The sequence below is a fragment of the Polaromonas sp. JS666 genome (assembly GCF_000013865.1).
Taxonomy (GTDB): Bacteria; Pseudomonadota; Gammaproteobacteria; order Burkholderiales; family Burkholderiaceae_C; genus Polaromonas.
In genome coordinates this window covers 699,169-722,880 of sequence record NC_007948.1, presented here as the reverse complement: position 1 = coordinate 722,880, position 23,712 = coordinate 699,169, and the positions used below count along the sequence as shown (strand labels likewise).

Annotated in this window: 23 protein-coding genes and 1 pseudogene; 8 read left to right on the top strand and 16 right to left on the bottom strand. The window is 64.6% G+C overall.

The features are described 5' to 3' along the window. Positions 1 to 12 precede the first annotated feature (12 nt). The 11 genes from BPRO_RS03470 to BPRO_RS03420 all read right to left on the bottom strand — a co-directional run bounded on the left by BPRO_RS03470 (position 13) and on the right by BPRO_RS03420 (position 11,387). Positions 13 to 687, bottom strand: a complete 675-nt coding sequence (locus BPRO_RS03470) for a response regulator transcription factor (RefSeq protein ID WP_011481670.1) — start codon at positions 685 to 687, stop codon at positions 13 to 15. Continuing rightward, positions 659 to 2,242 (bottom strand): MASE1 domain-containing protein, encoded by a 1,584-nt coding sequence (locus tag BPRO_RS03465; RefSeq protein ID WP_232291486.1) that lies wholly within the window; start codon positions 2,240 to 2,242, stop codon positions 659 to 661. Before BPRO_RS03465 ends, BPRO_RS03470 begins: the two co-directional genes overlap by 29 nt. Before the next feature lie 532 nt (positions 2,243 to 2,774). Beyond that, positions 2,775 to 3,923 carry an ABC transporter substrate-binding protein gene (locus tag BPRO_RS03460; protein WP_011481668.1) on the bottom strand — a complete coding sequence of 383 codons (1,149 nt, stop codon included), beginning with the start codon at positions 3,921 to 3,923 and terminating at the stop codon, positions 2,775 to 2,777. A gap of 44 nt (positions 3,924 to 3,967) precedes the next feature. Beyond that, positions 3,968 to 4,951: a dihydroxyacetone kinase subunit DhaK gene (dhaK, locus tag BPRO_RS03455; protein ID WP_011481667.1), complete on the bottom strand. Its 984-nt coding sequence runs from the start codon at positions 4,949 to 4,951 to the stop codon at positions 3,968 to 3,970. After that, positions 4,948 to 5,586, bottom strand: a complete 639-nt coding sequence (dhaL, locus tag BPRO_RS03450) for a dihydroxyacetone kinase subunit DhaL (RefSeq protein ID WP_011481666.1) — start codon at positions 5,584 to 5,586, stop codon at positions 4,948 to 4,950. The genes dhaK (BPRO_RS03455) and dhaL overlap by 4 nt, the downstream gene beginning before the upstream one ends. 27 nt (positions 5,587 to 5,613) lie before the next feature. Continuing rightward, a complete protein-coding gene (locus tag BPRO_RS03445) occupies positions 5,614 to 6,624 on the bottom strand; it encodes an ABC transporter ATP-binding protein (protein WP_011481665.1) in 1,011 nt (336 codons plus the stop codon). Beyond that, the gene (locus BPRO_RS03440) at positions 6,617 to 7,726 is read right to left on the bottom strand and encodes an ABC transporter ATP-binding protein (protein ID WP_011481664.1); all 1,110 of its coding nucleotides are present in this window, start codon (positions 7,724 to 7,726) and stop codon (positions 6,617 to 6,619) included. The genes BPRO_RS03445 and BPRO_RS03440 overlap by 8 nt, the downstream gene beginning before the upstream one ends. After that, the gene (locus BPRO_RS29410; RefSeq protein WP_011481663.1) at positions 7,719 to 8,108 is read right to left on the bottom strand and encodes a hypothetical protein; all 390 of its coding nucleotides are present in this window, start codon (positions 8,106 to 8,108) and stop codon (positions 7,719 to 7,721) included. Before BPRO_RS29410 ends, BPRO_RS03440 begins: the two co-directional genes overlap by 8 nt. Beyond that, a complete protein-coding gene (locus BPRO_RS03430; protein WP_011481662.1) occupies positions 8,105 to 9,052 on the bottom strand; it encodes a carbohydrate ABC transporter permease in 948 nt (315 codons plus the stop codon). The genes BPRO_RS29410 and BPRO_RS03430 overlap by 4 nt, the downstream gene beginning before the upstream one ends. Next, on the bottom strand, positions 9,049 to 10,059 hold the full coding sequence (locus BPRO_RS03425) for a carbohydrate ABC transporter permease (protein ID WP_011481661.1): 1,011 nt from the start codon (positions 10,057 to 10,059) through the stop codon (positions 9,049 to 9,051). Before BPRO_RS03425 ends, BPRO_RS03430 begins: the two co-directional genes overlap by 4 nt. Next, positions 10,056 to 11,387: an ABC transporter substrate-binding protein gene (locus BPRO_RS03420; RefSeq protein ID WP_011481660.1), complete on the bottom strand. Its 1,332-nt coding sequence runs from the start codon at positions 11,385 to 11,387 to the stop codon at positions 10,056 to 10,058. The genes BPRO_RS03425 and BPRO_RS03420 overlap by 4 nt, the downstream gene beginning before the upstream one ends. A gap of 353 nt (positions 11,388 to 11,740) precedes the next feature. Between BPRO_RS03420 and BPRO_RS03415 the strand changes: the two genes are divergently transcribed. Both BPRO_RS03415 and dhaK (BPRO_RS03410) read left to right on the top strand, forming a co-directional pair. After that, a complete protein-coding gene (locus tag BPRO_RS03415) occupies positions 11,741 to 12,730 on the top strand; it encodes a LacI family DNA-binding transcriptional regulator (RefSeq protein ID WP_198140978.1) in 990 nt (329 codons plus the stop codon). 52 nt (positions 12,731 to 12,782) lie between these two features. Then, a complete protein-coding gene (dhaK, locus tag BPRO_RS03410; protein WP_011481658.1) occupies positions 12,783 to 13,766 on the top strand; it encodes a dihydroxyacetone kinase subunit DhaK in 984 nt (327 codons plus the stop codon). Between the two features lie 51 nt (positions 13,767 to 13,817). Here the strand turns inward: dhaK (BPRO_RS03410) and BPRO_RS30370 are convergent. Next, a pseudogene (locus BPRO_RS30370) lies at positions 13,818 to 13,907 on the bottom strand (ArsR family transcriptional regulator); the annotation flags it as partial. Between the two features lie 389 nt (positions 13,908 to 14,296). Between BPRO_RS30370 and BPRO_RS03405 the strand changes: the two are divergent. Beyond that, positions 14,297 to 15,151, top strand: coding sequence for a GntR family transcriptional regulator (locus BPRO_RS03405; protein WP_232291485.1), 855 nt, complete (start codon positions 14,297 to 14,299; stop codon positions 15,149 to 15,151). A gap of 24 nt (positions 15,152 to 15,175) precedes the next feature. Here the strand turns inward: BPRO_RS03405 and BPRO_RS03400 are convergent, their stop codons facing one another. The 4 genes from BPRO_RS03400 to BPRO_RS03385 form a co-directional block, all read right to left on the bottom strand. Continuing rightward, positions 15,176 to 15,913 (bottom strand): amino acid ABC transporter ATP-binding protein, encoded by a 738-nt coding sequence (locus BPRO_RS03400; RefSeq protein ID WP_011481655.1) that lies wholly within the window; start codon positions 15,911 to 15,913, stop codon positions 15,176 to 15,178. After that, positions 15,891 to 16,580, bottom strand: a complete 690-nt coding sequence (locus BPRO_RS03395) for an amino acid ABC transporter permease (RefSeq protein WP_011481654.1) — start codon at positions 16,578 to 16,580, stop codon at positions 15,891 to 15,893. Before BPRO_RS03395 ends, BPRO_RS03400 begins: the two co-directional genes overlap by 23 nt. Continuing rightward, positions 16,580 to 17,248 carry an amino acid ABC transporter permease gene (locus tag BPRO_RS03390; protein WP_011481653.1) on the bottom strand — a complete coding sequence of 223 codons (669 nt, stop codon included), beginning with the start codon at positions 17,246 to 17,248 and terminating at the stop codon, positions 16,580 to 16,582. Before BPRO_RS03390 ends, BPRO_RS03395 begins: the two co-directional genes overlap by 1 nt. 67 nt (positions 17,249 to 17,315) lie before the next feature. Beyond that, positions 17,316 to 18,131 (bottom strand): transporter substrate-binding domain-containing protein, encoded by an 816-nt coding sequence (locus tag BPRO_RS03385; RefSeq protein ID WP_232291484.1) that lies wholly within the window; start codon positions 18,129 to 18,131, stop codon positions 17,316 to 17,318. A gap of 274 nt (positions 18,132 to 18,405) precedes the next feature. Between BPRO_RS03385 and BPRO_RS03380 the strand changes: the two genes are divergently transcribed. From BPRO_RS03380 to hydA, 5 genes are read left to right on the top strand one after another with little or no spacing between them, the layout of a single operon-like run. After that, positions 18,406 to 18,729: a (2Fe-2S)-binding protein gene (locus BPRO_RS03380; RefSeq protein ID WP_011481651.1), complete on the top strand. Its 324-nt coding sequence runs from the start codon at positions 18,406 to 18,408 to the stop codon at positions 18,727 to 18,729. After that, positions 18,722 to 20,173: an NAD(P)/FAD-dependent oxidoreductase gene (locus BPRO_RS03375; protein ID WP_011481650.1), complete on the top strand. Its 1,452-nt coding sequence runs from the start codon at positions 18,722 to 18,724 to the stop codon at positions 20,171 to 20,173. The genes BPRO_RS03380 and BPRO_RS03375 overlap by 8 nt, the downstream gene beginning before the upstream one ends. Next, entirely contained in the window at positions 20,170 to 21,318 is a 1,149-nt protein-coding gene (locus tag BPRO_RS03370) for an NAD(P)/FAD-dependent oxidoreductase (RefSeq protein ID WP_011481649.1), read from the top strand. The genes BPRO_RS03375 and BPRO_RS03370 overlap by 4 nt, the downstream gene beginning before the upstream one ends. Before the next feature lie 23 nt (positions 21,319 to 21,341). After that, on the top strand, positions 21,342 to 22,277 hold the full coding sequence (locus BPRO_RS03365) for a dihydrodipicolinate synthase family protein (RefSeq protein ID WP_011481648.1): 936 nt from the start codon (positions 21,342 to 21,344) through the stop codon (positions 22,275 to 22,277). A gap of 24 nt (positions 22,278 to 22,301) precedes the next feature. Further along, complete coding sequence (gene hydA, locus BPRO_RS03360) at positions 22,302 to 23,711, top strand: dihydropyrimidinase (RefSeq protein ID WP_011481647.1); 1,410 nt, start codon at positions 22,302 to 22,304, stop codon at positions 23,709 to 23,711. Position 23,712: the final 1 nt, after the last annotated feature.

The following is a 23,712-nucleotide window of genomic DNA, read 5'->3' as shown; positions in this document are numbered from 1 at the left end:
GGTCGTGTGGCCTTAGCGATCTTCCAGCCACTGAATCGCAAACCGGACCAGGTCTGCGCCGCTCTTCAGCTGCAGTTTTTCCTTGAGGCTGGCGCGGTGGGTTTCGATGGTCTTGATGCTGCGGTTGAGCTTGTCGGCGACCTGGCGGGTGCCAAAGCCGAGCCCGAGCAGGTGCAGAATTTCGAACTCGCGTTCGCTCAGGCCGGCGATCGGGCTGGGGGCGCCTGCCTGAGGCGCCAGCAGCCGTTGCGATAGCCGGCTGTGCATCGCGGCACTGAGGTAGATATCTCCGGCCAGGACCCGGCGCACGGCCAGCAGGATATTCCCGGTTGCCTCCTTTTTCATGAGGTAGCCGTTCGCGCCGGCGCGCAAGGCGCGTTCCGCGAAAACGGATTCATCGTGCATGCTGATGGCCAGCAATGCCAGACCGGGGTAACGACGCCGCAAGGTCTTGATCAGCTCCAGCCCCGACTCGCCATTGAGCGAGATGTCGATGATCGCCAGGGCGGGGTTGCAGTCCGCCACGACGGCCAAGGCCTCCTCGACGCTGCCGGCCTCGCAGCACAGATCGAGATCCCCCTGCAGATTGAGAAACCGGGCCATGCCCTCCCGCACGAGGGGATGGTCGTCCACCATCATGATTCGGGTCTTCTCCTGCCTACGAGCCGTGTTGTCGTTGTTGTTCATTCTGTTCCCCCTGGTCCGGATACATGACGGCGACGGTGGTGCCTCTGTGGGCATTTCTCTCGATGGCAAAGGTACCGCCGAGCAGGCTCGCCCGATAACGCATGCTGTGCATTCCCAAGCCCTGGCCATGCCAGATGCGCTCGGGGTCGGCACCGATGCCGTCATCGCTGATGGCGAGCCGGTGCCTGTCCTCGACGCGGGTCAGGTCTATCCGCAAATGGTTGGCCTGGCTGTATTTCACCGCATTATTGACGGCTTCCTGGGCGACCCGGTACAGGTTGATGGCGACCAGCGGGTCGCGCACCTGCACGTCCGCACCGCAGCGGAAAACGCAGGCCATGCCTTGCAGCGAGCGGGTGTACTCCGCCAGCTGCTCCAGCGCGGCGGACAGGCCGCCGACCTCCAGTGCCGCCGGGTAGAGGCCCCTGGCCACGGAGCGGGTCATGGCTGTCGCCTGATTGACCAACTCGACGATCCGACGCGCGGCTTCGGCCTCCGGTTGCGCGCGCTCGTGGAGCTTTTGCTGCAAGGTCGCACTGAAGAGGGCGAGGCCGGTCAGGTGTTGACCCAGGCCATCGTGCAATTCCCGGCCGATGGCTTGCTGCTGTTCTTCGCTGACCCGGATCAGCGCTTTCTCCAGGCGCCGACGCGCCGCCATTTCCCGCCGCAGATCGGCGTTGATGTCGGCGATAGCCTGGGTGCGCTCCTTCACGCGTTGCTCCAGGCCGTCGTGCGAGCTTTTGAGATCCGCCTGCGCGCGCCGCTGTTCGGCCACGGATGCGGCCAGCAGGAGGCCGGTCACCGCCACGACAATCGCGAACGCGCACCAGCGCACCAGGCTGTCCACGGGCTGATCGACCACGAATGGCCCTGTTCCTTGTGTGGTGCCCCAAATGGCCAGCACGGAGACAACCAGCGTGACCAGGCTGGCGCCCCATCGACCAAAGCGCAGCGCCCCCCAAATGACGAAAGGGAACACGGCAAGTGAGGCCGGATAGTAGCCATGGCCTGCCAATTCCGGCGCACCAAAGATTTTGTGGCTGACAAGCACGAGTGCCGCGACCAGACACAAGGCCTCGACGGCTTTCAGGGGTGACAGGACAGGGCGGGAATGGCTGAGCCAGAGCAGCAGTGGCGGGGTTACCACCAGCACGCCCATCATGTCCCCAAGCCACCATTTCAACCACACCGCGGCGTACTCTCCAAAGGACACAATGCCGCCCAGGGCCAGGGTTGCCACCCCCACAGAAGCGCTCAACATCGTGCTGAAAATGGCGGCCAGCACGATTAATGCGAATACATCCCGACGTCGGTCCAGGGCATTGCGAAAGCGGACCAGGCGAACCAGGAGAAATGCGCCGACCAAGGCCTCCAGAGTGTTCCCCATGGCGATGACTGCGGAGGCGGCAAGCGGTATGCCGGTCCAGGCATTCGCCAGAAAGGCGCCCAGCGCAACGCCGAAAGACAGGCGGTAGCCGTAGGCCAGGAGTGCAGCCAGCGCGATCCCGCTCGGCGCCCAGACCAGCGTGACCGTGCTGCCGACAACGGCATACATCAGCCCTCCTATTGCCGCGGCGGCATACAACAAGGTGACACCCGTCAAACGGAGGAGAAAAGTGGGCACCTGTTCCATTGTTCTCCATGAAGCGATCCGGGCTGGTTCAAGCCGAGGTACCGAGTTGATAAATTTCAGCTTGAGATATTCCGCATCGGCTAGGCCGCGAGGGCGGTTGGACAACATACGATGGCAATGTAGCCGGCTGCTGCCACAATTGTGCGGCAAGTTGGTAAAAAATAGTTATTGAAAATAGCCAACTATTTCCCATGTGTTGCGCGTCGCGCTCACTTCACTATAGCGGGTGTGTTGGTGCCGAACCAAAATTGACCAGCTGCGCCGATCTCCAAATAACCAGGGCAATTCTTCTGTGGGCCACACAGGGAAACCTGCTCCGAGTAAAGACCATGGTCAGTGCAAAGTCGGCACATGCCACTCAAACTGGTTAAATTGGCATCGGCGCAAACACTGTAACCACACCAGCTGCCTTTTCCATACTTTCGCGCGGGCCGCCCGGGACCGCCTCGGCCTGCTATTTCAAAAACTTCAGCTGGCTCGAAACCACCGTCAGCTCCACAAACGATGAGGCGCTTCGCGTGTCGCTGCTGAAGGCCAAGGGGAAGCCGCTGAGGCTCAAGGCCGGCATTTGTTCCAACGCCGTGCCCAAAGCCGCGGCGCTCGGCTCACGGGGTTTTGCCCGCTTCAAGGCCTCCGTCAGCCAGCGGGCGGCAATGTACCCTTCCATGCTGGCGAAGTCGGGCTTGAGCTGACTGGCGGCGCAAAAGCCCAGGAACTCGCGTGAGATCGCTGTGGTGCCGCCCCACGGAAACGGCACGACCTGCGCCACGGATATTCCGACTGCGAGCTGACCCAGCTGATCGAGCAGCACCTGTCCACCCACGGTGGACACGGTGTAGAAACTGCCGCCGAAACCAGCCTTGCGCGCAGCCCGCACGAAAGCCGCGCTGGCGCTCGGGTTGGCCGCCAGGATGATGGCCTGGGGATTGGCTGCCACGAGTGCCGCAACGGCCGGGTCCACGTCGACGCTGCCCCGGGAAACGCTTGCGCTAACGCTGCTGGCGAGCTTGGCGTTCTCGGCCGACTGGGCAAACGAATCCCTGATCTCCCATCCCGCCGATTCGTAATCGAACAGCAGTGCCACCCGGGTGGTTCCGGTGGACCTGGTGTGCCGAATGATCTGGCGGATTTCGTCGCGGTGACCGGCACGCAGCAGGTAGACGTTGGTATTGTCGCGTTGTCGCAGCACGTCCATGCCGCTGACCGGCGCGATGAAAGGCACGCCTTCTTCCATCGCTCCCTGCATTCCTTCGCGGTTGGCACCTGGACCGGCGAAACCGAAGAAACCCGCGGCTCCGTGCGTGCTGGTCAGGAGCTTGGAATTGGTGGTTGCGCGCTCAACCACACCACCGTCATCGAGCGTCATGAGTTCGATGCGATAGCCCCCCGCGCCGCCCTGGCTGTTGACCACATTGAACCATCCCAACGCGGCGTCGCGGAACTGTCGCCCCACCGCGCCGTTGACGCCCGTCAGCGCGGTCGACTGGCCCAGCCGCACCACGCCATCCGCGGATGGCTTCCTGGTCGCGATCCCCAAGGTCGGCCTCGACAGCCCGGCCGCCGCCGCGCAGGCCAACGTGATGGCCTTTCTTCGGTTCATCATGATGCGTCTTTTTTTTATGCAGCAGCCCTGGACCGGCGGCCGGCCTACCAGCGAAGCGCAGCCGTGTGCACAGGCGCATCCCACAGGGATTTCATTTCCTCGTCCAACAGCGTGACGGTCAGCGAGGCGCCGGCCATCTCCAGCGCGGTCGTGTAGTTGCCGACCAGCGACCTTGCCACCTTCAGGCCCTCGCCCTCAAGCAGTTGATTCGCGCAGTGATACAGCAGGTACAGCTCGATCAGGGGCGTGCCCCCGAAGCCGTTGACGTGCAGCAGGACCTCTGTGCCGGGCTGGGGCTGCAGGTCGCCCAGGATGGCAGCCATCAGCTCGTTGACCAGTTCCTGCGCAGGGCGCACCGGCCCGCGCCGGCGCCCGGGCTCACCATGGATGCCCACGCCGAATTCCATCTCGTCCTCGGCGATGTCGAAGGTCGCCCGCCCTGCCGCCGGCACGGTACAGCTGGTGAATGCCACGCCCATCGACGCGGTACGGCTGTTGACCCGGTCTCCCAGCATCTTGCATTGATCCAGGCTGGCACCGGCCTCGGCTGCCGCGCCCACCAGCTTTTCCACGATCAACGTGCCGGCCACGCCGCGCCGCCCGGTGCCGTGGGTCGAACGCTCCACGGCGACATCGTCGTTGACGAGCACGGTCGCGCAGGGCTGCTGCATCATTTCCACGGCCATCTGGAAGTTCATCACGTCGCCCGCGTAGTTCTTGACGATGAACAGCACGCCCTTGCCGCGGTCCACCGCCGCCGCCGCGGCCATCATCTGGTCCGGCGTCGGCGAGGTGAACACCTGACCGGGGCAGGCCGCATCGAGCATGCCTGTGCCTATCAAGCCGCAGTGCAGCGGCTCGTGGCCTGAACCACCACCGGATATCAGGGCCACCTTGGGTTGCGGCAACTGCTTGCGCGTGACGAATGTTGGATCCAGGTGCAGGGTCAGCAGGTCGCTGTGCGCGGCGGCCATTCCTTGCAGCGACTCCTGCAGCAGTTGCTCCACATCGTTGACGAATTTTTTCATGATGCTGCTCCGATGGTCAGCATGTCACACACAGCGAACAGCGCGACCTGACTGGTCTTCGCACCAGGATCGATATGTCCCAGGGCGCGCTCACCGAGGAAATGGGCTCGGCCTTTGGTCGCAATCATGTCGCGGGTGGCCAGCATGTTGAGCTCCGCTTCTTCCTTGAGGCGGGCACACAGCGTGCCCTGGTCGCATCCCTCCTCGGCCAGGCGCAGCAGCAGCCGCGAGGCGGGGATGAGCACGTCCAGCATCGTCTTCTCACCCAGGTCGGCTTTGCCGCGGCTCTTGATGGCTTCGACGCCTGCGGCCAGGGCGCGCGCGAAGTGCTTCGCATCCGGCTCGACCGAGCCTTCCAGCTCCCTGCCCATGGAGATGAAGAAGCTGCCGATCAGCGGCCCCGAGGCGCCGCCTATGGTGCTGAGCAGTTTCATGCCGATGCGGTTGAACGCCTGTGCCGGCGACAGCGGCACCAGTTCGGGCGTGATCGCGGCGATGGCTTCGCAGCCGCGCCGTACGTTGATGAAGTGGTCGCCGTCGCCGATGGCGCGATCCAGCGATTCGATCTGCTGCTCGTTGGTCAGGATGGCGGCATGTACCGCCCGGGCGGCCGTGATGATGTCTTGAGTGTTCATGGGGTGGGTCTCGTCAGGAATAGGGTCTCAGGCTGCAAGCCGCTTTCCGGCCTGGTCGAACAGCAGGCGCTGGCCAGCCGGAAAACACAGGCGGATACGGGACTGGGGAGGAGGTGCAACGCTTTGCATCAGACGGGCGCGCACCTCAACGCCGGCGTGCTCGGCGATGACGTGATGCTTGAGCAGGGAGGACTCGATGACTGTGCACTCGAAGCCATCGTTCTCACCTGCCAGTTCCACGTCCTCGGGCCGAATGCCGACGCTGGCCGCCGCTGCCGGATGCTGGCCGGCGAACCAGCCCGCCGGCAACACGTTGATCGCCGGCGAACCGAGCCGCTGCGCCACCTGCACCGACACAGGCGCCTCGTAGATCTCCTCGGGTGTGCCGATCTGCCGGATGTGTCCGGCTTCCAGGATGGCAATACGGTCGGCCAGCGTCGTGGCCTCCACCTGGTCGTGCGTGACGTAGACCACGGTGGTGCCGCTTTGGCGTTGCAGGCGCTTGAGTTCCACGCGCAGTTCCTCGCGCAGCTTCGCGTCCAGCGAAGACAGTGGCTCGTCCATCAGGTAGACGCGTGGTTCGCGCACCAGGGCGCGGCCGATGGCTACGCGCTGCATCTCACCGCCCGACAGGGCCGTAGCCTTGCGCTGCAGCTTGCTTTCGATGTGCAGCGTGGCGGCAACCCGCTCCACCCGTCGCCGGATTTCGGCCTCGGGAATGCGGCGCAGCGGTGCGCGCAGCGGAAACGCCAGGTTGTCGAACACCGTCAGGTGCGGGTACAGCGAATACTGCTGAAAGACGAAGGCGCAGTCGCGCTGGGCCGGCGCTGCAGTGGTGACGTCTTCGCCGTCCATTCGCACCAGGCCGGTCTCGGGTTGCTCCAGCCCGGCGATGATGCGCAGGGTCGTGGTTTTCCCGGCGCCGCTGGGCCCCAGCAGCACGAAGAACTCGCCGTCGGCGATCTCCAGCTGCAGGTCGGTCAGCGCTGCGATGTCGCCGAAGTGTTTGTGGATGCCGTGTAGGGAAATACTAGCCATGGCACATACTCGGTTGGTGGGCGATAGTGGTGGCGCTGGGCAGCAACCGTTCAGTGGCCGCGTCGAAAAGCACCACCCGTTGGGTGTCGAAGGCGAGGCCGACCTGCTCTTGCAAGACCGGCCGTACAGACTTGTCGGCCAGCACTTTCAGCGGCCCCGCATCGGTTTGCACCTCGGCGACCCAGTGCGAGCCGAAGTACTCGACGTGCTGCACGCGACCACTCAGGCTGCCCTCGCCTGGCGCCCGCAGGCGCACGTGTTCGGGTCGCACGCCCAGCAGTACTGACGGGGAAGGAGCTTCGACCACGGGCACATCAATAGTTCCTCTCGCCACCCGCACACCGGTGTCGCCGCGGACCACGGGCGCATCGACTTTGAGCAGGTTCATCGGCGGGCGGCCGATGAATCGCGCCACAAACAGACAGGAGGGAAAGCTGTAGATGCCGTGCGGGTCGTCGGCCTGGAGGATCTCGCCCTCGTTCATCACCACGATGTGGTCGGCCAGCGCCATCGCCTCGTTCTGGTCATGGGTAACGAACACGGTGGTGGTCTTCAGCCGGTCGTGCAGCCTGCGCAGTTCCACGCACATCAGTTCCCGGAATTCGGCGTCCAGCGTGCCCAGCGGCTCGTCCATCAGAAAGGCCTTGGGCTGGCGCACGATGGCGCGGCCCAGCGCCACGCGCTGCCGGTCGCCACCGGCCAGGCCGGTGACCCGCGACCCCAGCAGGTGTTCGATACGCAGGATGGCGGCGACTTCATTGACGCGTCGGTTTATCTCGGCGCGCGGCACGCCCTCATTGCGCAGCGGGAACTCCAGGTTGCCGCGCACCCCCATGTGGGGATAGAGCGCGAACAACTGAAACACCATCGCAATATCGCGCTCGCGCGGCCTGAGATATGTAACGTCCTGGTCGTCCAGCGTGATGCTGCCGCCCGTGGGGTACTCCAGGCCGGCGATCATGCGCAGCGTGGTCGTCTTGCCGCAGCCCGAGGGGCCGAGTAGCACGACGAACTTGCCGCTTTCGAGCACCAGCGAGGAGCCGCGCACTGCAGTGAAGTCGGCAAAGCGCTTCTGCAGATTCCGGATTCTGATTTCACTCATGGTCAAACTCCGGGCGCAGGACGGCGGACTCGTTCGCGGGCCACTGCGGAACCGGCTTTGCCGGGCCGCTGGTGGCGCCCCCTTGAGGGGCTGAGGGCCGCGGCTCCAAGCCTGCCTGCGCAGGCTTGGACGGCTCCGAAGAACCGCCGCCTCTGGCGACGGTGCTGGGCGCCGAAGGCGCTTCGGGGGTGGGCCTTCCTTGCGGCAGTTTGCCGGCGATGGAATAGCCGATCACGCCGGCCAGCAGCACTGTGAAGGCATAGCTGTAGACCTCGATGGACCAGGGCTGCATCAACATCACCAGGCCCAGGCCGATCAGGGTGGCGGTGCCACGTTCCCAGGGCGCGCGGCGCAGCCAGCGGGGGGATTTGCGGGACTTCATTTTCGAATGGCTCCGAAAGTCACGCCGCGCAGCAGGTGCTTGCGCAGCAACACGGTGAACACCAGCACCGGCAGCAGGAACAGCGTCGTGCCGGCCGCCATGGCGGGCCAGTCGAGACCGCCTTCACCGATGATGGTGGGGATGAAAGGTGGCGAGGTCTGCGCCGTGCCACTGGTGAGCAGCAGCGCGAACGCGTACTCGTTCCAGGCAAAGATCAGGCAGAAGATCGAGGTGGTGGCGATGCCGGTGGCCGCCTGCGGCAGCACCACCTTCAGGAAGGCCTGCCAGCGCGTATAGCCATCCACCATGGCCGCCTCCTCGTACTCGCGCGGGATTTCATCCATAAAGCCCTTGAGCAGCCACACCGCAAGCGACAGGTTCACGACGGTGTACAGCAGGATCAGGCCCAGGTGGGTGTCGTTGAGCCCCAGGTGGCGAAACATCAGGTAGATCGGGATGGCCACCGCGATCGGCGGCATCATCCGGGTGGACAGGATGAAGAACAGCCAGTCGTCCTTGCCCGGCACCCGAAAGCGCGAAAACGCATAGGCCGCCAGCGTGCCCAGCACCACCGACAGCAGGGTCGAACCAAAGCCGATCAGCAGCGAATTGAGGTACCGGTCTGAAAAGCGCGAGGGTCCGGCCAGGATCATCTGCTGTTCACGCACCAGGCCTTCGTACCAGCTCGTGGCCGGTGGTTGCGCCGCCAGTTCTTCTGCGGACACGCGTGAGCGTGTGGTGAACAGGTTAACGTAGCCAACCAGGGACGCCTCGGCCACCACCTTGGGCGGATAGGCAATGGCGTCCTGCGGGGTGCGCAGGCTTGTCATGAATATCCACGCCAACGGGACCAGCGAGATGATGGTGTAGGTGATGACCAGGACGCCGGCGAACCATTTGGCGAGTTCCGTCGGCTCCAGCGGGCTGTGGGGGATGGTTTTCATCTCTGTTTCACCTTGTCCAGGAAACGCACCGTCACGAGCGACATGCCGTAGATCGCGACGAAAAGGATGATGGCGAAGGCCGAGCTGTAGCCGGTGCGCCATTTCTCGAAAGCCTCGCGCTTGAGGTGGATCGATGCCAGCTCGGTCACCGAGCCGGGGCCGCCATTGGTGAGGTTGTCCACCAGGTCGAACATCTTGAAGTTCTCGATCGAGCGGAACAGCAGTGCCAGGATGATGAAGGGCATGACCATCGGCAGCGTGATGCGCCAGAATTTTGTCCACTCCGAGGCCCGGTCGATCTCGGCCGCCTCGTACAGATAGGGAGGAATGGAGCGCAGCCCGGCCAGCAGCAGCAGCATCACGTAAGGCGTCCACATCCAGGTGTCCACCAGCACGATGGCCCAGGGCGAGAGCTGCGTGTCGCCCAGCATGGTGAAGTTGCCGGCGCCGCCGAAGAGGCGCGCTATGGCGTTGAAGATGCCGTACTGCGGCTCGAAGAAATACTTCCAGAAGGTGCCGACCACCGCCGGCGCCAGCATCATGGGCAGCAGGATCGCCGTGCTCCAGAAGCTGTGCGACCTGAACTTGCGGTTCAGCAGCAGGGCCAATGCGAAGCCCAGCAGCAGTTGCAGGGCAATCGACCAGCACAGGAAGTGCGCCGTGGTCCGCATGTTCTCCCAGATTGCCTCATCGCCAAGTACGCGCTGGTAGTTGGACAAGCCCAGCCACACCACTTCTGCATTGGGCCGGTTGGCACGGAAGTTGGTGAATGAGAGATAGATCGTCCACAGCAACGGGAAGATGTTGAAGGCCAGCAGCAGCAGGATAGTGGGGCCCACGAAGAGCCAGGCCAGCGCCCGGTCTGACAGCCCCCGCAAGGCCAGGAGCGGACGCCGCCCTGACGCGGCGGGGGCGGCCCGATGGGCGGAGCCCACCGGTTCCGGGAGATTGGCGCTGGGTACCGCCGCCTGCGGCGGTACCCATTGCGTGAATTCCGTGGATTTCACTTGATTTTCCCGTCTTCCTTGAACACCTGGACCCAGTCCTTCAGTAGCGCGTCCAGCGCGGCGTTGGGGGTGCCCTTGCCGGCGACCACGTAGTCATGCACGCGGGCCTGCATGGCCAGCATCAACTGCGCGTAGCTCGGCTCGGCCCAGAAGTCCTTGACGATCTTCATCGAGTCAAGGAACACCTTGGCATAGGGCGTGCTGGTTTCGAAGCCGGGCGCTTCCAGAATGGACTTCATGCAGGTGAATCCACCACCATCCCACCACTTCTTCTGGATGGAAGGCTGCGCGAACCACTTCATGTACTGCAGCGCCATGTCCTTCTTGTCGGAGTACTTGACCACCGAGATACCCTGACCGCCGAGTTGCGCGAGTTGCTTGTCACCCTTGGGGATGGGGAAGAAGCCGGTCTTCTCGCCGCCGACCTGCGGGTCCTTGGAGATACCAGGGAAGAAGGCTATGAAGTTCATCTGCATCGCCACCTGGCCCGACTTGTAGGCGTCCAGGTCCTCGGTCATGTAGGCATTGCTGTGGCCGGGCGGCACGCAGCAGTCGTAGAGGTCCTTGTAGAACTTCAGCCCCTTCACGGCGCCGGGGCCGTTGATGTAGCCGTTCATGTCGTATGGCTTCTTCGGGTTGTCGTACTCCATGCCATGGGCGTACATGGTGTTTGCCACGCCCATCGTGATGCCTTCGGAGCCGCGCTCGGTGTACAGCGCGGCGCCGTAAACCTTCTTGCCATCAATGACACGATTCTGGAAGAACTGGCCGATCTGCTTGAACTCGTCCCAGGTCTTGGGCGGTGCCAGCTCGCGACCGTGCTTCTGCTTGAATTCGGCCTGCAACTCGGGGCGGGCGAACCAGTCCTTGCGGTAGGTGAAGGCCACCGCGTCGCCCATGGCCGGCAGCGCCCAGTAGTTCTTCGTGCCCTTGGGCCAGGTCGAGTAACCCTCGACCGTGGCCGGCATGAAGTCGCCCATCTTGATGGCGTTCTTGTCGAAGAAGTCGTTGAGCTTGACGTAGTGGCCCTCAGTGGCGGCCGAGCCGATCCACTGGCTGTCGCCGATCAGCAGGTCGCACAGCTTGCCCCTGGAGTTGAGCTCGTTGAGCATGCGCTGCGCGAAGTTCGGCCACGGCACGAACTCGTACTTCATCTGGATACCGGTCTTGGCGGTGAAGTCCTTGGACAGTTCCACCAGCGCGTTGGCCGGGTCCCAGGCGGCCCAGCACAAGGTCAGCTGCTTGTCCTGCGCGCTTGCGCCCAGCGCTGTCAATCCCAGTGCGGCCCCGGCCAGCAGGCGCCAGAGGGTTGATTTGGCTTTGCTCATGTGTTCGTCTCCTTACGGTGCGTGGCGGGCCACGCTTGGGTTGCAAATGGAAGCGGCGATTCGGGTGCATCTGCCCGCTTGTTTTTTCGGCCTCATCCGCCGATCAGCCCAGGTCATTGACCGGTCTGATGTGATTGATGGTAATTACATCATTTAATACATCAATCAATAGAAACCCTAATAGATCAAAATTCCAGGTATTTAGGAGGCTGCTCTGCCTCTGCTGATCGAAATTGAGGTACATTCTTGGCAGGAAGGGCGACCGAAAGATTGATTTATTTGCCAATCACCTTGGCCGCAAACCCATCGATCCAATGGCAGCCACCATCAACCAGATAGCGGAAGCTGCGGGCGTGAGCACCGCAACGGTCGATCGCGTGCTGAACAATCGGCCGGGCGTCAACCCGGCCACCGTGGACCGGGTCCGCACCGTGATGCAGGCGCTGGGCGCCGCCAGTCCAGTCCGCGGCCGCCCACGGTCCACGCCCAACTACCGGTTCGGGTTTGTGCTGCCCGCTTCGCGGCGCGGTTTTTTCGACATCATCGACCGCGTCGTCGCCCAGGCAGCCGGTGATTTCAGGCACCAGCACATCACTGAAATCACCCATCGCCTGCCGAACCAGGACGGCGCCGACTTCGCTCAGGAACTGGCCAAGATGACCGATCTGGACGGCATCGCCCTCCTGGCCCCTGACGTGCCGCAGGTCAAGCTGGCCATCAATGAACTGGCGCGCAGCGGCGTGCATGTGGTCACCCTGTTTTCCGACGTCGCCGGTTCGCTACGCGAGACCTTCGTCGGCGCCGACAACCGCGCCGCCGGACGGACTGCGGGCATCCTGCTGGGCCGCTGCCTGCCGCACGGCGAGCCCGGGCGCTGCGCCATGCTGTCGCCGGCTACACGATTCGCCGCCGAGATCGACCGGCGCATCGGCTTTGCCCAGGTGCTGGAGGAGCGTTTTCCCAATGCCCGGCTGATCGAGCTGTCCGACATGCCGGAATCGGAAGATCAGGCCTACACATTTGCCCGGCAATTCCTCGATCCGGCTCAAACCGACGGGAAGCTGCACGCCCTGTACAACCTGGGCCCGGGCTCGCATGGCGTCAGCCGCGCCCTGCAGGAGTTGGGTTACGACAGCTCGCTGGGATTCGTGGTGCACGACCTGCTGGAGATGCACCGCTCGCTGCTGGTGGCCAACGTCGTCTCTTATGTGCTGCAGCAGGACGTGTACTACGCCATCATGACCGCCGCCAAGGTACTGCGGCTGCTGTGCGAAGACGTGCGCGGCGCGCTGGCCGTGAGCAACCCCCGAATAGAAATCATCACGGCGGAGAACCTCGCGTGACAAAGCACGCCCGCGGTGACCATAATCGGCCCACTATCCACTACGAGCCGCGATGAAGAAATTCACCAACCTCCCGAGCGACCTCGTGTTTGAAAGCATACTGGGGTTCGGGGCCGCCCATGCCCAGCTGGTGGCCGTGCATCTGGACCCGCTGTTCGTCACGCGCAAGAACCCCACGCCGTCCAAGGTAGCACTGATCTCCGGCGGTGGATCAGGCCACGAGCCGCTGCACACCGGCTTCGTCGGCACCGGGATGCTCGACGCCGCCTGTCCCGGCCAGGTGTTCACCTCGCCAACACCCAACCAGATGCTGGCTGCGGCCAAGGCCGTCGGCGGCGAGGCGGGTGTACTTTTCATTGTCAAGAACTATGCCGGCGACGTGATGAATTTCCAGATGGCCATGGACATGATGGACGGCGACTATGCCTGGGTCCTGGTCAACGACGACGTATCGGTCGACTCGGCCGGGCATCCCACGGGCCGCCGCGGCGTTGCCGGAACGCTGGTGGTCGAAAAGATGGTCGGCGCGGCCGCGGAGCGCGGCGCCGACCTGGCCGCCTGCAAGCACCTGGGTGACCGCGTGAACGCCTGCACGGCCTCCATGGGGGTGGCTTTCAGCAGCTGCACCGTGCCGGAGGCGGGCGTGCCGACTTTCGAGATCGGCCCTGACGAAATGGAGATCGGCGTGGGCATTCATGGCGAACCCGGGCGCCGGCGCGGGGCGTTCCAATCCGCCACCGTTATTGTTGAAGAGCTGATGGACGAAATCCTGAAAGACTTGAACCCGAAGCAGGGGCAGGAGGTGCTGCTGCTCGTCAACGGCCTCGGCGGAACGCCGTTGATGGAGCTTTACCTGCTGTACCAGCTGGCCAGCGAGCGCCTGAGCCATGCCGGCCTGGTTCCGGCACGGTCGCTGGTAGGCAACTACACCACCTCGCTCGAAACGGCCGGCGCCTCCCTGACCGTGACGCTACTGAACGAAGAGTTGAAGGCGCTTTGGGATGCTCCGGTGACAACGCCGGCCTTGCGTTGGTAGTGATTCTCCGGATGCGATCGGCTTGTGGTGGCGCGCCTGCAGCCGGATAGCCGAGGGCAACGGCAACGCCGTCTTGTATCGCACCTGCTTCAACGCAAAACCCGATCGAATTTTCTCAATCTCCGGAATCGGCGTGAGCTGGTTTGCCTGCAGTAGCCCTCATGAGGAATAAAGATCTGAGCAAGCCGGGGCTTCTTCGGCCCCGGCCCGCCCGTTGGCCAGTTGCACTACTACGCGTAATCACCCAGGAAGGCATGCTGATACTCAGGGCGCAGCGGCATCGCAGCCCGGACATGGGCCGTGCCGATGCGCTGGCCCACCTACCCCGCTACAGGAACTGCTCGACTGTGTCGCCACATGTGTCCTGCCCCAACCGGCCGACCCACGGAGTCAAGCAGCGCCGGCTCAAGAACGAGAGCCTGCGCGAGTGGTTGAAGGGCGGACACGCAGCGTTGATGCGAGCGCGAGAACACCCTGTGCTGTGTGTGCTGTGGTATCGTTTAATTGCACACAGTTTGTAGACAAAGCATATGAAATCCAAAATCACGACAAAGGCATCAGTGCATGCGGCAGCCAAGAAGCCTGGTCGGCCCAAGAAGTCCGTAGCCCGCGTGGTCGCCACCGCCACGCACGCAAATACCTTGCGCAAGGCCGTGCGGCCCGCCGCTGGCCGGGTGTCGGTTCAGCGGGTTCAGCGCGCGGACGCCGTTGCGCCGGCGACAGACGCGCTGGCTGAGTTGTCGACGAATCTTACGGATCGTGCCTACGCCGTCGTGCGCCAGCTCATCCTCCAGCGAGAGCTGTCCGGCGGGGAAGTTCTGGTGGAAGGGCGGTTGGCCAATCGGCTCCAGATGTCCCGCACGCCGTTGCGCGAAGCATTGCTGCGGCTCGAAGGCGAGGGTCTGCTGGTGCGCGCCAGTGCGCGATCGTATGCGGTGCGGCGCATAACGGCCTCGCACTACTTCCAGTGCCTGCAGGTGCGCGAGCGCCTGGAGTCGCAGGCGGTGTCGCTCGCCATGGGGCGCGTTCCGGCGGCTGCGGTGCAGAGCTTACGCGATAGTATCCTGTCGCTGGATTCAAGCCAGCAAGGCTCCAGCCACTGGCAGGCCGACGACCAGATCCACGGGCTGTTCGCGCGCGCCTCCGGCAACGCGATGCTGGCCGATACCATCGCCCATCTGCGCGTGCTGTGCCGCCTGTTCGAGGTGGTCGATCCCTTCAAACGCATCGAGGACGACCGGACGGAACACCTGGCCATCCTGGACGCATACATTGCGGGCAACGAGAAGGCGGCCGAGGAGGCGGTCGTGGCGCACCTGCGAAATCTTGCGCGCTACACGCTCTCGCGGCTCAGCAACGGGCTGGTGAGCGACTTCTCGCCATAGCCCGACGTAGCCCGACAGCCACGGTCAGTGGCGCAGGATCTTCCCGACGAACTCGCGGGTGCGCGCCTCGCGGGGCCGGTCGAAGATCTGCTGCGGGTCGCCGACCTCGACGACATGCCCGCCGTCCATGAACACGACCTTGCTTGATACTTCGCGCACGAACCCCATCTCGTGCGAGACAATGAACATGGTCATTCCGTCGGCCGCCAGCAGGCGGACGGTGTCCAGCACCTCGTTGACGAGTTCGGGGTCCAGCGCCGCCGTCACCTCGTCGAGCAGCACGATGCCCGGCTGCAGCGCGAGCGCACGCGCGATGGCCACGCGTTGCTGCTGACCTCCCGACAGCTGGTCGGGGTAGGACTGCAGCTTGCCGCCCATGCCGACCTTCTCGAGCAACTGGATCGCGTAGTCCTCCACCTGCCTGCGCGGCCGGGCCTTCACCTTGATGGGCGCGACGGTCACGTTGTCGAGCACCGTCATGTTCTGGAACAGGTTGTACTGCTGGAACACGATGGCCATCTGCGAGCGGACGCGGCGCAACTGCTCGCGGTCGTTGTAGTCGAGCGCCTGGCCGTCGATGCGCACCTGCCCGGCGATTGGCGGCAGCAGGCCCATCAGCACGCGCAGCAGCGTGCTCTTGCCCGAGCCCGAGGGCCCGATCAGGCTGACGATTTCACCTTTCTCGACCGACAGGTTAATGCGTTCGAGCACCGTGTGCGCGCCATAGTTGGTCTTGAGGTCAACGATTTCGAGTTGGGGCAAGTTTTCTCTCCAGGTATTTGCCGAAATGCGCCAGCGGATACGACAGCATGAAATAGAGGGCGAGCACCGTGCCATAGACGAGCGCGGCCGAGAAGCCCTTGTTGTTCATCGCCTTGCCGGCGAAGGCCAGTTCGACCACGCCAATCTGCGATGCGAGCGCCGTGTCCTTGATGAACAGCACGAAGAACCCGAACACGGGCGGCAGGATGACCTTCCAGGCTTGCGGGACGATCACCAGGCGCAGCGTCTGCAGGTAGCTGAAGTTGAGTGTGACGGCCGCGTCCCATTGGTTCCGGTGCACGGACTCGAGCCCGCTGCGCACGATCTCGGCGATGAACGCCGTGGCAATCAGGCATACGCTGATCAGCGCCACGTTGAACATGCTGAGGTCGGCATGCATGCCCTGGAAGACGAAAAACACCAGCATCAGCGTGACCAGGAATGGAATGCGCCGGAACAGTTCGATGAACACCGTCACCGCCACGCGTAGCGGCCTGGTCGCAGGGCGGGTCGTGAGGCGCACGGCGGCCAGCACGAAACCTAGCGAGAAGCCGACGATGCAGCCGATGGCCGACAGCGCGAAGGTCACGCCCAGCGCCTTCGCAAAGAAGATCAGGTTGTAGTAGCTGAAGAAGCGCGGCAGCTCTTCGACGATCTGCGCCCACATCAGAACCACCTCATCTTGGCGCGGAAGAAGCGCTTGCCGACGAAGGCAAGCGACAAGGTGGCGATCAGTGTGAGCACGATGTAGAGCACCGCAGCCACCGAGAACACCTCGATCGAGCGGAAGGTTTCAGAGTTGATGTTGTAGGCCCGGCCCGTGAGTTCCTCGACCCCGAACACCGCGGCCATCGAGCTGCCGAGCGTCATCAGGATGTACTGATTGGAAAGCGGTGGGAACAGCACGCGCGCGATGTGCGGCAGGATCACGTAGCGGATGGTCTGGATGCGCGAGAAGCCCAGAGTCTCGGCCGCCTCAAGTTCGAGCTGACGCACCGATTCAAAGCCTGCGCGCTGTATTTCGGTGAGGTATGCACCGGCATTGAGCACCATGCCGATAAGCACGGCCTGGTAGGGCGACAACAGGATGCCCGCGTCAGGCAGCGCGAAGAAGATGAAGAAGATCTGGACCAGTTGCGGCGTGTTGGTGAAGAACACCACGTAGGCGCCGACGATGCGGCGTGCCCAGGGTGGGCCGTAGGCGCGTACCGATGCACCGCCCAGGCCGATCAGCATGCCGAAGGCAAAGGCGAGAAACGCGATCTGCAGGCTCAGCCACGCGCCGCCGATCAGATAGGGAAGTCGCTCGAGAACCGGTGTGTAGTCGAATTGCATGGGGTCTGGCTCGAAAACCGGCGCCGCGCGCAGGCTGCGCGCGGCGCGGATTCATTCTGTGCGACGCTTACTTGTAGGTCGGTGCGGTGCGCGGGTCATGCAGCATCGGGCCACCGAACCACTTCTTCCAGCGCTCGTCCACGTAGCCGTTGCGGTGCAGTTCCTTGATGGCGCCGCTGAGCTTTTCGCGCAGCGCGTCGTTGCCCTTCTGCACGCCGACGGCGCAGAAATAGACATCGATAGGCGCGTCCACGATGCGCCAGTCGACCTTGTGCTTGGCGGTGTGCTCGGTCATGAAGTCCATCACGTCGATCATCGCGTCGGCGCGGCCCTGAGCTATGGCGCGCACGGCATCGGGGTAATTGTCCAGCAGCAGCAACTGCGCTTTGGGCAGCTTTTCCTGCGCCAGTTTCACAGGGGTGGAACCTCGTACCTCCACCAGCCTGACCGCGGTGTCGTTGAGCTCCATCCAGTCCTTGTATGGCTTGGCCTTGGTGGTCAGCACGCCCAGCACCTCGGTGTGCAGCGGCACGGTGAAGTCGATGACCTTCTGCCGCTCGGCGGTGATGGTCATGGCGCCCAGCACGGCATCGATCTTGCCGCTGCTGACGAAGGGAATTCGGTCGGGCGAGCCGACCTGGACGATCTCGGTCTTCACGCCCAGCAGTTCACCGAGCTTGCGGGCGACGTCGACATCGAAGCCATCGATCTCGTTCTTGTCGTTGAAGATGCCCAGCGGCGGCAGCGTGGGGTTGACGCCGATGACGATTTTCTTGCTCGCCACGATCTCGTCGAGCGTTCGCGCCGACGCTGATGCCGGCAGGCCCAGCAGGGTCGAGCCGAGCGCGAGAGATCCGGCGACCAGAAGGGTGCGACGGGCCATGTTTCTGATTTGCTTCATCGAAAAGAGCTCCTAGAGGTTGAAGGTTGGGCTCGAACCGCGGTTGCGGCTCGCATGCTACGGAAACGAACGCAAGACGAGTGCCAGTTCAGGTGGCATCAGCAAAAAAATAGAAACAATATATAAATTGTATACATTAGAAACTGGCGAGTCCAGCAATAACAATATTTATATATTTAATGTATACAATGAAATCCGACGAACCCGATTGGAGCTTTCCCGCTCCATCTCCCAGACCATCCGAAGTTCCTTTTTCATGACGAACCCATCTCCCGAATCAATTTCGCTACGCGCCGATCAGGCGGTCCGACGTGGCGCGGCGGTGCAGTTCCTCGTCGATGGCCGCATCGTCGAGGCGTTTGAGGGTGAGAGCGTCGCGGCGGCACTGTTCGCCGCCGGCCAGCGCGAGTTGCGGCGCAGCCCGCGCGACGGTGCGCCCCGTGGGCTGTTCTGCCTCATGGGCTCGTGCCAGGAGTGCCTCGTGTGGGTCGCAACGCGCAAGCTTGCGGCCTGCCAGGTACCGGTGACGGCTGCGCTGGAGATCGAAACGCTTTCATATCGGGACCGGTGCCATGGTTGAGGCCGCGCCCGAGTCGATCGATCTGCTTGTGATCGGTGCCGGCCCCGCCGGCGCGCGGGCGGCGCTACGTGCGCAGGCCTGCGGTCTTGCCGTGCTGCTGGTTGATGAGAACCATGACGCGGGCGGACAGGTGTGGCGGCCGATTCCCGCGGGATTCACACGTGCGACCGGCACCGCGCTGTCCGCAGACGCGCGCCAGGGGGATGCCTTGCGCGCGGATCTGCGCCGCGCCGGCGTGCGCTGCCTCTTCGGCCACAAGGTGTGGAACGTTGGCACGAACCTTCGCACAGACCTGATCGGCCCGGATGGATCCGCAAGCTGGCAACCGCGCGCGCTGCTCGTGGCGACAGGAACGACCGAGCGTGTCGTGCCCTTCCCCGGCTGGACCTTGCCTGGCGTGATGGGCCTGGCCGCGGCGACGATCCTGCTCAAGTCCCAAAACATGCTGCCCGGCCGCCGCACCATGGTAGCCGGCAGCGGGCCGCTGCTACTGGCGGTCGCCAACGGCATCCTCAAGGCGGGCGGCGAGGTGGCTGCGGTGCTCGACCTCGCCAGCAAGGGCGATTGGCTGCGCACGCTCCCTTCGCTCGCGGGTCGGCCCGATCTGTTGTGGCAAGGCGTGCGATGGCAAGCCGGGCTGCGCATGGCTGGCGTGCCTGTGCTGTACCGGCACGGCATCCAGTCGGTCGAAGCGGTGGGCGATGGGTTCGAGGTTCGTTCGCAGCGTGTCGATGCGACCGGCAAACCACTCGCCGGCGATGCGGCCACTGTCTTCATGGCCGACGGCGTGACGGTCGGGCACGGCCTGGTGCCGGGCACCGACGTGACCCGTCTGCTGCGCGCCCGCCATCGCTACGCCGCCGAGCGCGGCGGCTGGATCGCCGACGCCGACACCGATGGCCGCACTTCGGTGGCAGGCCTTTATGTCGCGGGCGACGGTGCCGGCATCGCCGGCGCAGCCGCGGCCGGTGCCCATGGCGAACTGGCCGCCCTGGCCTGCGCGCACGACCTCGGCCGGGTGACGACAGAGGCCTATGTCCGCGAGCGCGATCGCCTGCAAGCGCAATGGCGCAAGTCTGCCCGTTTCGGGCGCGCCATGGCCGGCCTGATGGCCTTGCGCGACGGCGCCGTCGCGGGCATCGCGGCCGACACCATCGTGTGCCGCTGCGAAGACGTGACGCGCGCCGAGATCGACGCGGCGGCGCGCGACGGCGCACGTGACATGAACCAGCTCAAGGCCTGGACCCGCTGCGGCATGGGGCCGTGCCAGGGCCGCACCTGCGGCGACGTGGCCGGGGCATTGCTCGCGGCGCAGGTCGGCGGCAGCCGCGAGGCGGTCGGTCGCTTCACGGGCCGCGCGCCGCTGCGCCCCATTTCGCTCGCCGAGGTGGCGGGCGACTACACCTACGCCGACATCCCGATTCCGAAGGCGGCTCCGCTATGAGCAACGCCACGCACAACGCAACCGCCTACGACGCGATCGTCATCGGCGGCGGCGTCATGGGTTGCTCGACCGCGTTGCATCTGGCGCAGGGCGGCATGCGGGTGGCCCTGGTCGATCGCGGGCCGCTGTGTCGCGAAGCCTCGGGCGTCAACGCCGGCACGTTGACACTGCACATGACGCGCGCCGCGCTCGTGCCCTACGCGATGCGCGCCTGGCAGATGTGGATGAACGCCGAAAAGTGGCTCGGCATGGGCGTGCTCGCGACCCATGTGCCGGGGCTCACGCTGGCCTTCACCGAGGCCGAGTGCGAACTCGTCGAGCTGCGCGCCAAAGCCCGCCGCGAACAAGGCGCGCCGATCGAGGTCATCACGCCCGAGCGGGCGCGCGTGATCGAGCCCGGCCTGCATCCTGGCCTGCTGAAGGCGGGTTACTGCGGGATGGACGGTTTCGCGAGCGCCTACCTCACGGGCCGGGCGTTCGGGCATGCGCTCAAGCTTGCCGGCGTCGAGGTGCTGGAGAACGCGCCCGTCGAAGGCATAGCTTCAGGCGACGCGGGCCACGTCATCCGTCTTGCCGCCGCCACCGGCCGCGCGCCGTTGCACGCCAGGCGGGTGGTGCTGGCCGGCGGCGTGTGGCTCGAGAACATGCTGGCCTGGCTCGGCGTGCAGATGCCGATCAAGGTGCTGATCAACCAGCTCATCATCACCGAGCGCATCCGTCCCGTGATGCGGACCGTGCTCAGCGTCGCCAACGGCCTGCTGTCACTCAAGCAATTTGCCAATGGCACCGTACTGATCGGTGGCGGCTGGCAGGGCGAGGGCGACCGCGAGCGCGGCGGTGTCGAGGTCCGACCGCAGAACCTCGTGGGCAACATGCGCCTGGCCGCATACGCGGTGCCGGCGCTGGCCGAGGCCCGCATTGCGCGCATCTGGCTGGGCCTTGAGGCCGAGACCGCCGATGCGATGCCGATCATCGGCGACGTGCCCGGTGTGCCACAGGCCTATGTGGTGGGCAGCGCGCACTCGGGCTACACCAGCGGCCCGTTCATGGGCCGGATCATGGCCCAGCACATCCTCGGCCAGCAGCCCGACCTGCCTCTTTTCGATCCCGCCCGCCTGGTGGGCATGCCGATGCCCGGCGCTTGAAATCTCCCATTCCATTCCATTCCATGATTCCCAAACGACCTGACGCTTTTCAAGGCATCTATGCCGCCACCCTGTGCCCGCTGCATGGCGATGGCCGCATCGATGAGACCACGCTGGCGCGCCACCTGGAGGCCAACGCCTTCGTTCCAGGCATGACGGGCCTGCTCATCAACGGCCATGCCGGCGAGAATTTCTCGCTCTCTCGCGAAGAGAAGCGCCGCGTGACCGAGATCGCCTTCGAGGTCTGTGGCCACCACGCCATTCTCGTCTGCGGCATCAACGCCGAAGACAGCCTCGAGGCTCAGCGCCACGTCGACGACGCCAAGGCCGCCGGCGCCGACGCGGTGCTGGTCTTCCCGCCGTTCTCCTGGGCGCTCTCGCAGGATTCGCGCATGGCCGTGACGCATCACCGGACGGCCAATGCCAACGCACAGATGCCCTTGATGCTCTACCAGGCCGGCATCAATGCAGGCGCGATGGCCTATCGCCCCGAGGTGCTGGCCGAGCTCGCGCAATTGCCCCACGTGGTCGGCGTCAAGGAGGGCAGCTGGGAGACCGCGGCCTACGAGGCCAACCGCCGCCTCGTGAAGCGCGTGGCGCCGCACGTGGCCATGATGGCCTCGGGTGACGAGCATCTGTTCACCTGCTTCGCCATCGGCAGCGACGGCAGCCTCGTGAGCCTGGCCGCCGTAGTGCCCGAGCTCGTGATCGCGCTCGACCAGGCGATCCAGCGCAAGGACCTCGACGAGGCGCGCCGCCTGAACGAGCGCATCTATCCGCTTGCCAAGGCGATCTACGGCACCCCGCCCGGCGGCTATGCGACGGCGCGGCTCAAGACCTGCCTGAGGTTGCTCGGCCGCTTTCCGAGCGACGCCATGCGGCCGCCGATCGGGCTGCTTCCGGCCGAAGAGGTCGCCGCACTGGAGCGTGCGCTGGCCGAAGCCGGCGTCGGCGCGTAATTCGAATCTTTAGGAGCTACTGCCATGTCCCGCAAGATCATACGCAACGGCCGCATCGTCACGGCCGTGGACGACTACATCGCCGATCTGCTGATCGACGACGGCCGGATCGTCGCTATCGGCCGCTCCCTCAATGCGGACCCCGGGGTGGAAGTCATCGACGCCACCGGTCTGCTCGTGCTGCCTGGCGGCGTGGACTGCCACACGCACATGGACAACACTTTCGGCGACTCCACCACCTGCGACAGTTTCGAGTCCGGCACGCGTTCGGCGGCCTTCGGCGGCACAACGACGATCGTGGACTTCGCGTTCCAGCGCAAAGACGTGAGCGTGCTCGAAGCGATCGAGCGCGCCCAGGCCAAGGGCGTGGAAGCCTGCATCGACTATGGCTTTCACGTCATCGTGACCGGCGTCAACGACCAGACCCTGGCCGACATGCAGCACGCGATCCGGCATGAAGGCGTGTCGAGCTTCAAGATGTTCATGGCGTATCCGGGCTCGGTGATGGTCGACGACGCGGCCATCTTCCAGGCCATGCGCATGGTGGGCCAGCACGGCGGGATGATCGCTCTGCATGCCGAGAACGGCACCATCATCGAGCTTCTCATCAAGGAAGCGCTGGCGCAGGGCCACACGGCGCCAAAGTACCATGCGCTCACGCGGCCCGCCATCATGGAGGGCGAGGCCACGCACCGCGGCATCAAGCTCGCCGAACTCGCCGGCGCGCCGGTGTACTTCGTGCATCTTTCGGCCAGGGAAGCGCTCAAGCACGTGATCGAAGCGCGCGACATGGGCGTGCCGGTGTTCGCCGAAACCTGCCCGCATTACCTCTTCTTTGACGACAGTGCCTACGACAACGAAGACTTCGATCTGGCGCGCTACGTGATGAGCCCACCGTTGCGCTCCAAGGAATCGCAGCAGGCGCTCTGGACCGCACTGCGCACCGACGACCTGCAGCTCGTGTCGACCGACCATTGCCCGTTCTGCATGAAGGAAGGCCATCTTGGCCGCGTCAACCAGAAGCCGTACGGGCGCGACGATTTCTCGAAGATCCCGAATGGCGTGCCGGGCGTCGAAACACGCATGGCGACCCTCCACGACGGCGGCGTGCGGTCCGGTCGCATCTCGCTCAACCGCTTCGTCGAGTTGACCTCGACGGCGCCGTCGAAGCTCTTCGGCCTGTTTCCGCGCAAAGGCACCGTCGCGGTCGGCAGCGACGCCGACCTCGTGCTGTTCGATCCCGGCGCCCAGCACGTCCTTTCGGCGAGCACCCAGCACGGCAACTGCGATTTCACACTCTTCGAAGGCAAGGGCATCACCGGCCAGGTGAGCAAGGTGCTGCTGCGCGGCGAACTCATCGTCGACGGCGACCGGTGGCTGGGCAGGGCCGGCAGCGGGCGCTTCGTGCCGCGCGGCGAATCGGGCGGCTGGTGAG

What these genes read in the sequence shown, in the direction of transcription:
- BPRO_RS03470 (WP_011481670.1), bottom strand. Translation starts at nt 687, where the DNA reads ATGAACAACAACGACAACACGGCTCGTAGGCAGGAGAAGACCCGAATC.
- BPRO_RS03465 (WP_232291486.1), bottom strand. Translation starts at nt 2,242, where the DNA reads ATGTATGCCGTTGTCGGCAGCACGGTCACGCTGGTCTGGGCGCCGAGC.
- BPRO_RS03460 (WP_011481668.1), bottom strand. Translation starts at nt 3,923, where the DNA reads ATGATGAACCGAAGAAAGGCCATCACGTTGGCCTGCGCGGCGGCGGCC.
- dhaK (WP_011481667.1), bottom strand. Translation starts at nt 4,951, where the DNA reads ATGAAAAAATTCGTCAACGATGTGGAGCAACTGCTGCAGGAGTCGCTG.
- dhaL (WP_011481666.1), bottom strand. Translation starts at nt 5,586, where the DNA reads ATGAACACTCAAGACATCATCACGGCCGCCCGGGCGGTACATGCCGCC.
- BPRO_RS03445 (WP_011481665.1), bottom strand. Translation starts at nt 6,624, where the DNA reads ATGGCTAGTATTTCCCTACACGGCATCCACAAACACTTCGGCGACATC.
- BPRO_RS03440 (WP_011481664.1), bottom strand. Translation starts at nt 7,726, where the DNA reads ATGAGTGAAATCAGAATCCGGAATCTGCAGAAGCGCTTTGCCGACTTC.
- BPRO_RS29410 (WP_011481663.1), bottom strand. Translation starts at nt 8,108, where the DNA reads ATGAAGTCCCGCAAATCCCCCCGCTGGCTGCGCCGCGCGCCCTGGGAA.
- BPRO_RS03430 (WP_011481662.1), bottom strand. Translation starts at nt 9,052, where the DNA reads ATGAAAACCATCCCCCACAGCCCGCTGGAGCCGACGGAACTCGCCAAA.
- BPRO_RS03420 (WP_011481660.1), bottom strand. Translation starts at nt 11,387, where the DNA reads ATGAGCAAAGCCAAATCAACCCTCTGGCGCCTGCTGGCCGGGGCCGCA.
- dhaK (WP_011481658.1), top strand. Translation starts at nt 12,783, where the DNA reads ATGAAGAAATTCACCAACCTCCCGAGCGACCTCGTGTTTGAAAGCATA.
- BPRO_RS03405 (WP_232291485.1), top strand. Translation starts at nt 14,297, where the DNA reads ATGAAATCCAAAATCACGACAAAGGCATCAGTGCATGCGGCAGCCAAG.
- BPRO_RS03395 (WP_011481654.1), bottom strand. Translation starts at nt 16,580, where the DNA reads ATGTGGGCGCAGATCGTCGAAGAGCTGCCGCGCTTCTTCAGCTACTAC.
- BPRO_RS03390 (WP_011481653.1), bottom strand. Translation starts at nt 17,248, where the DNA reads ATGCAATTCGACTACACACCGGTTCTCGAGCGACTTCCCTATCTGATC.
- BPRO_RS03385 (WP_232291484.1), bottom strand. Translation starts at nt 18,131, where the DNA reads ATGGCCCGTCGCACCCTTCTGGTCGCCGGATCTCTCGCGCTCGGCTCG.
- BPRO_RS03380 (WP_011481651.1), top strand. Translation starts at nt 18,406, where the DNA reads ATGACGAACCCATCTCCCGAATCAATTTCGCTACGCGCCGATCAGGCG.
- BPRO_RS03375 (WP_011481650.1), top strand. Translation starts at nt 18,722, where the DNA reads ATGGTTGAGGCCGCGCCCGAGTCGATCGATCTGCTTGTGATCGGTGCC.
- BPRO_RS03370 (WP_011481649.1), top strand. Translation starts at nt 20,170, where the DNA reads ATGAGCAACGCCACGCACAACGCAACCGCCTACGACGCGATCGTCATC.
- BPRO_RS03365 (WP_011481648.1), top strand. Translation starts at nt 21,342, where the DNA reads ATGATTCCCAAACGACCTGACGCTTTTCAAGGCATCTATGCCGCCACC.
- hydA (WP_011481647.1), top strand. Translation starts at nt 22,302, where the DNA reads ATGTCCCGCAAGATCATACGCAACGGCCGCATCGTCACGGCCGTGGAC.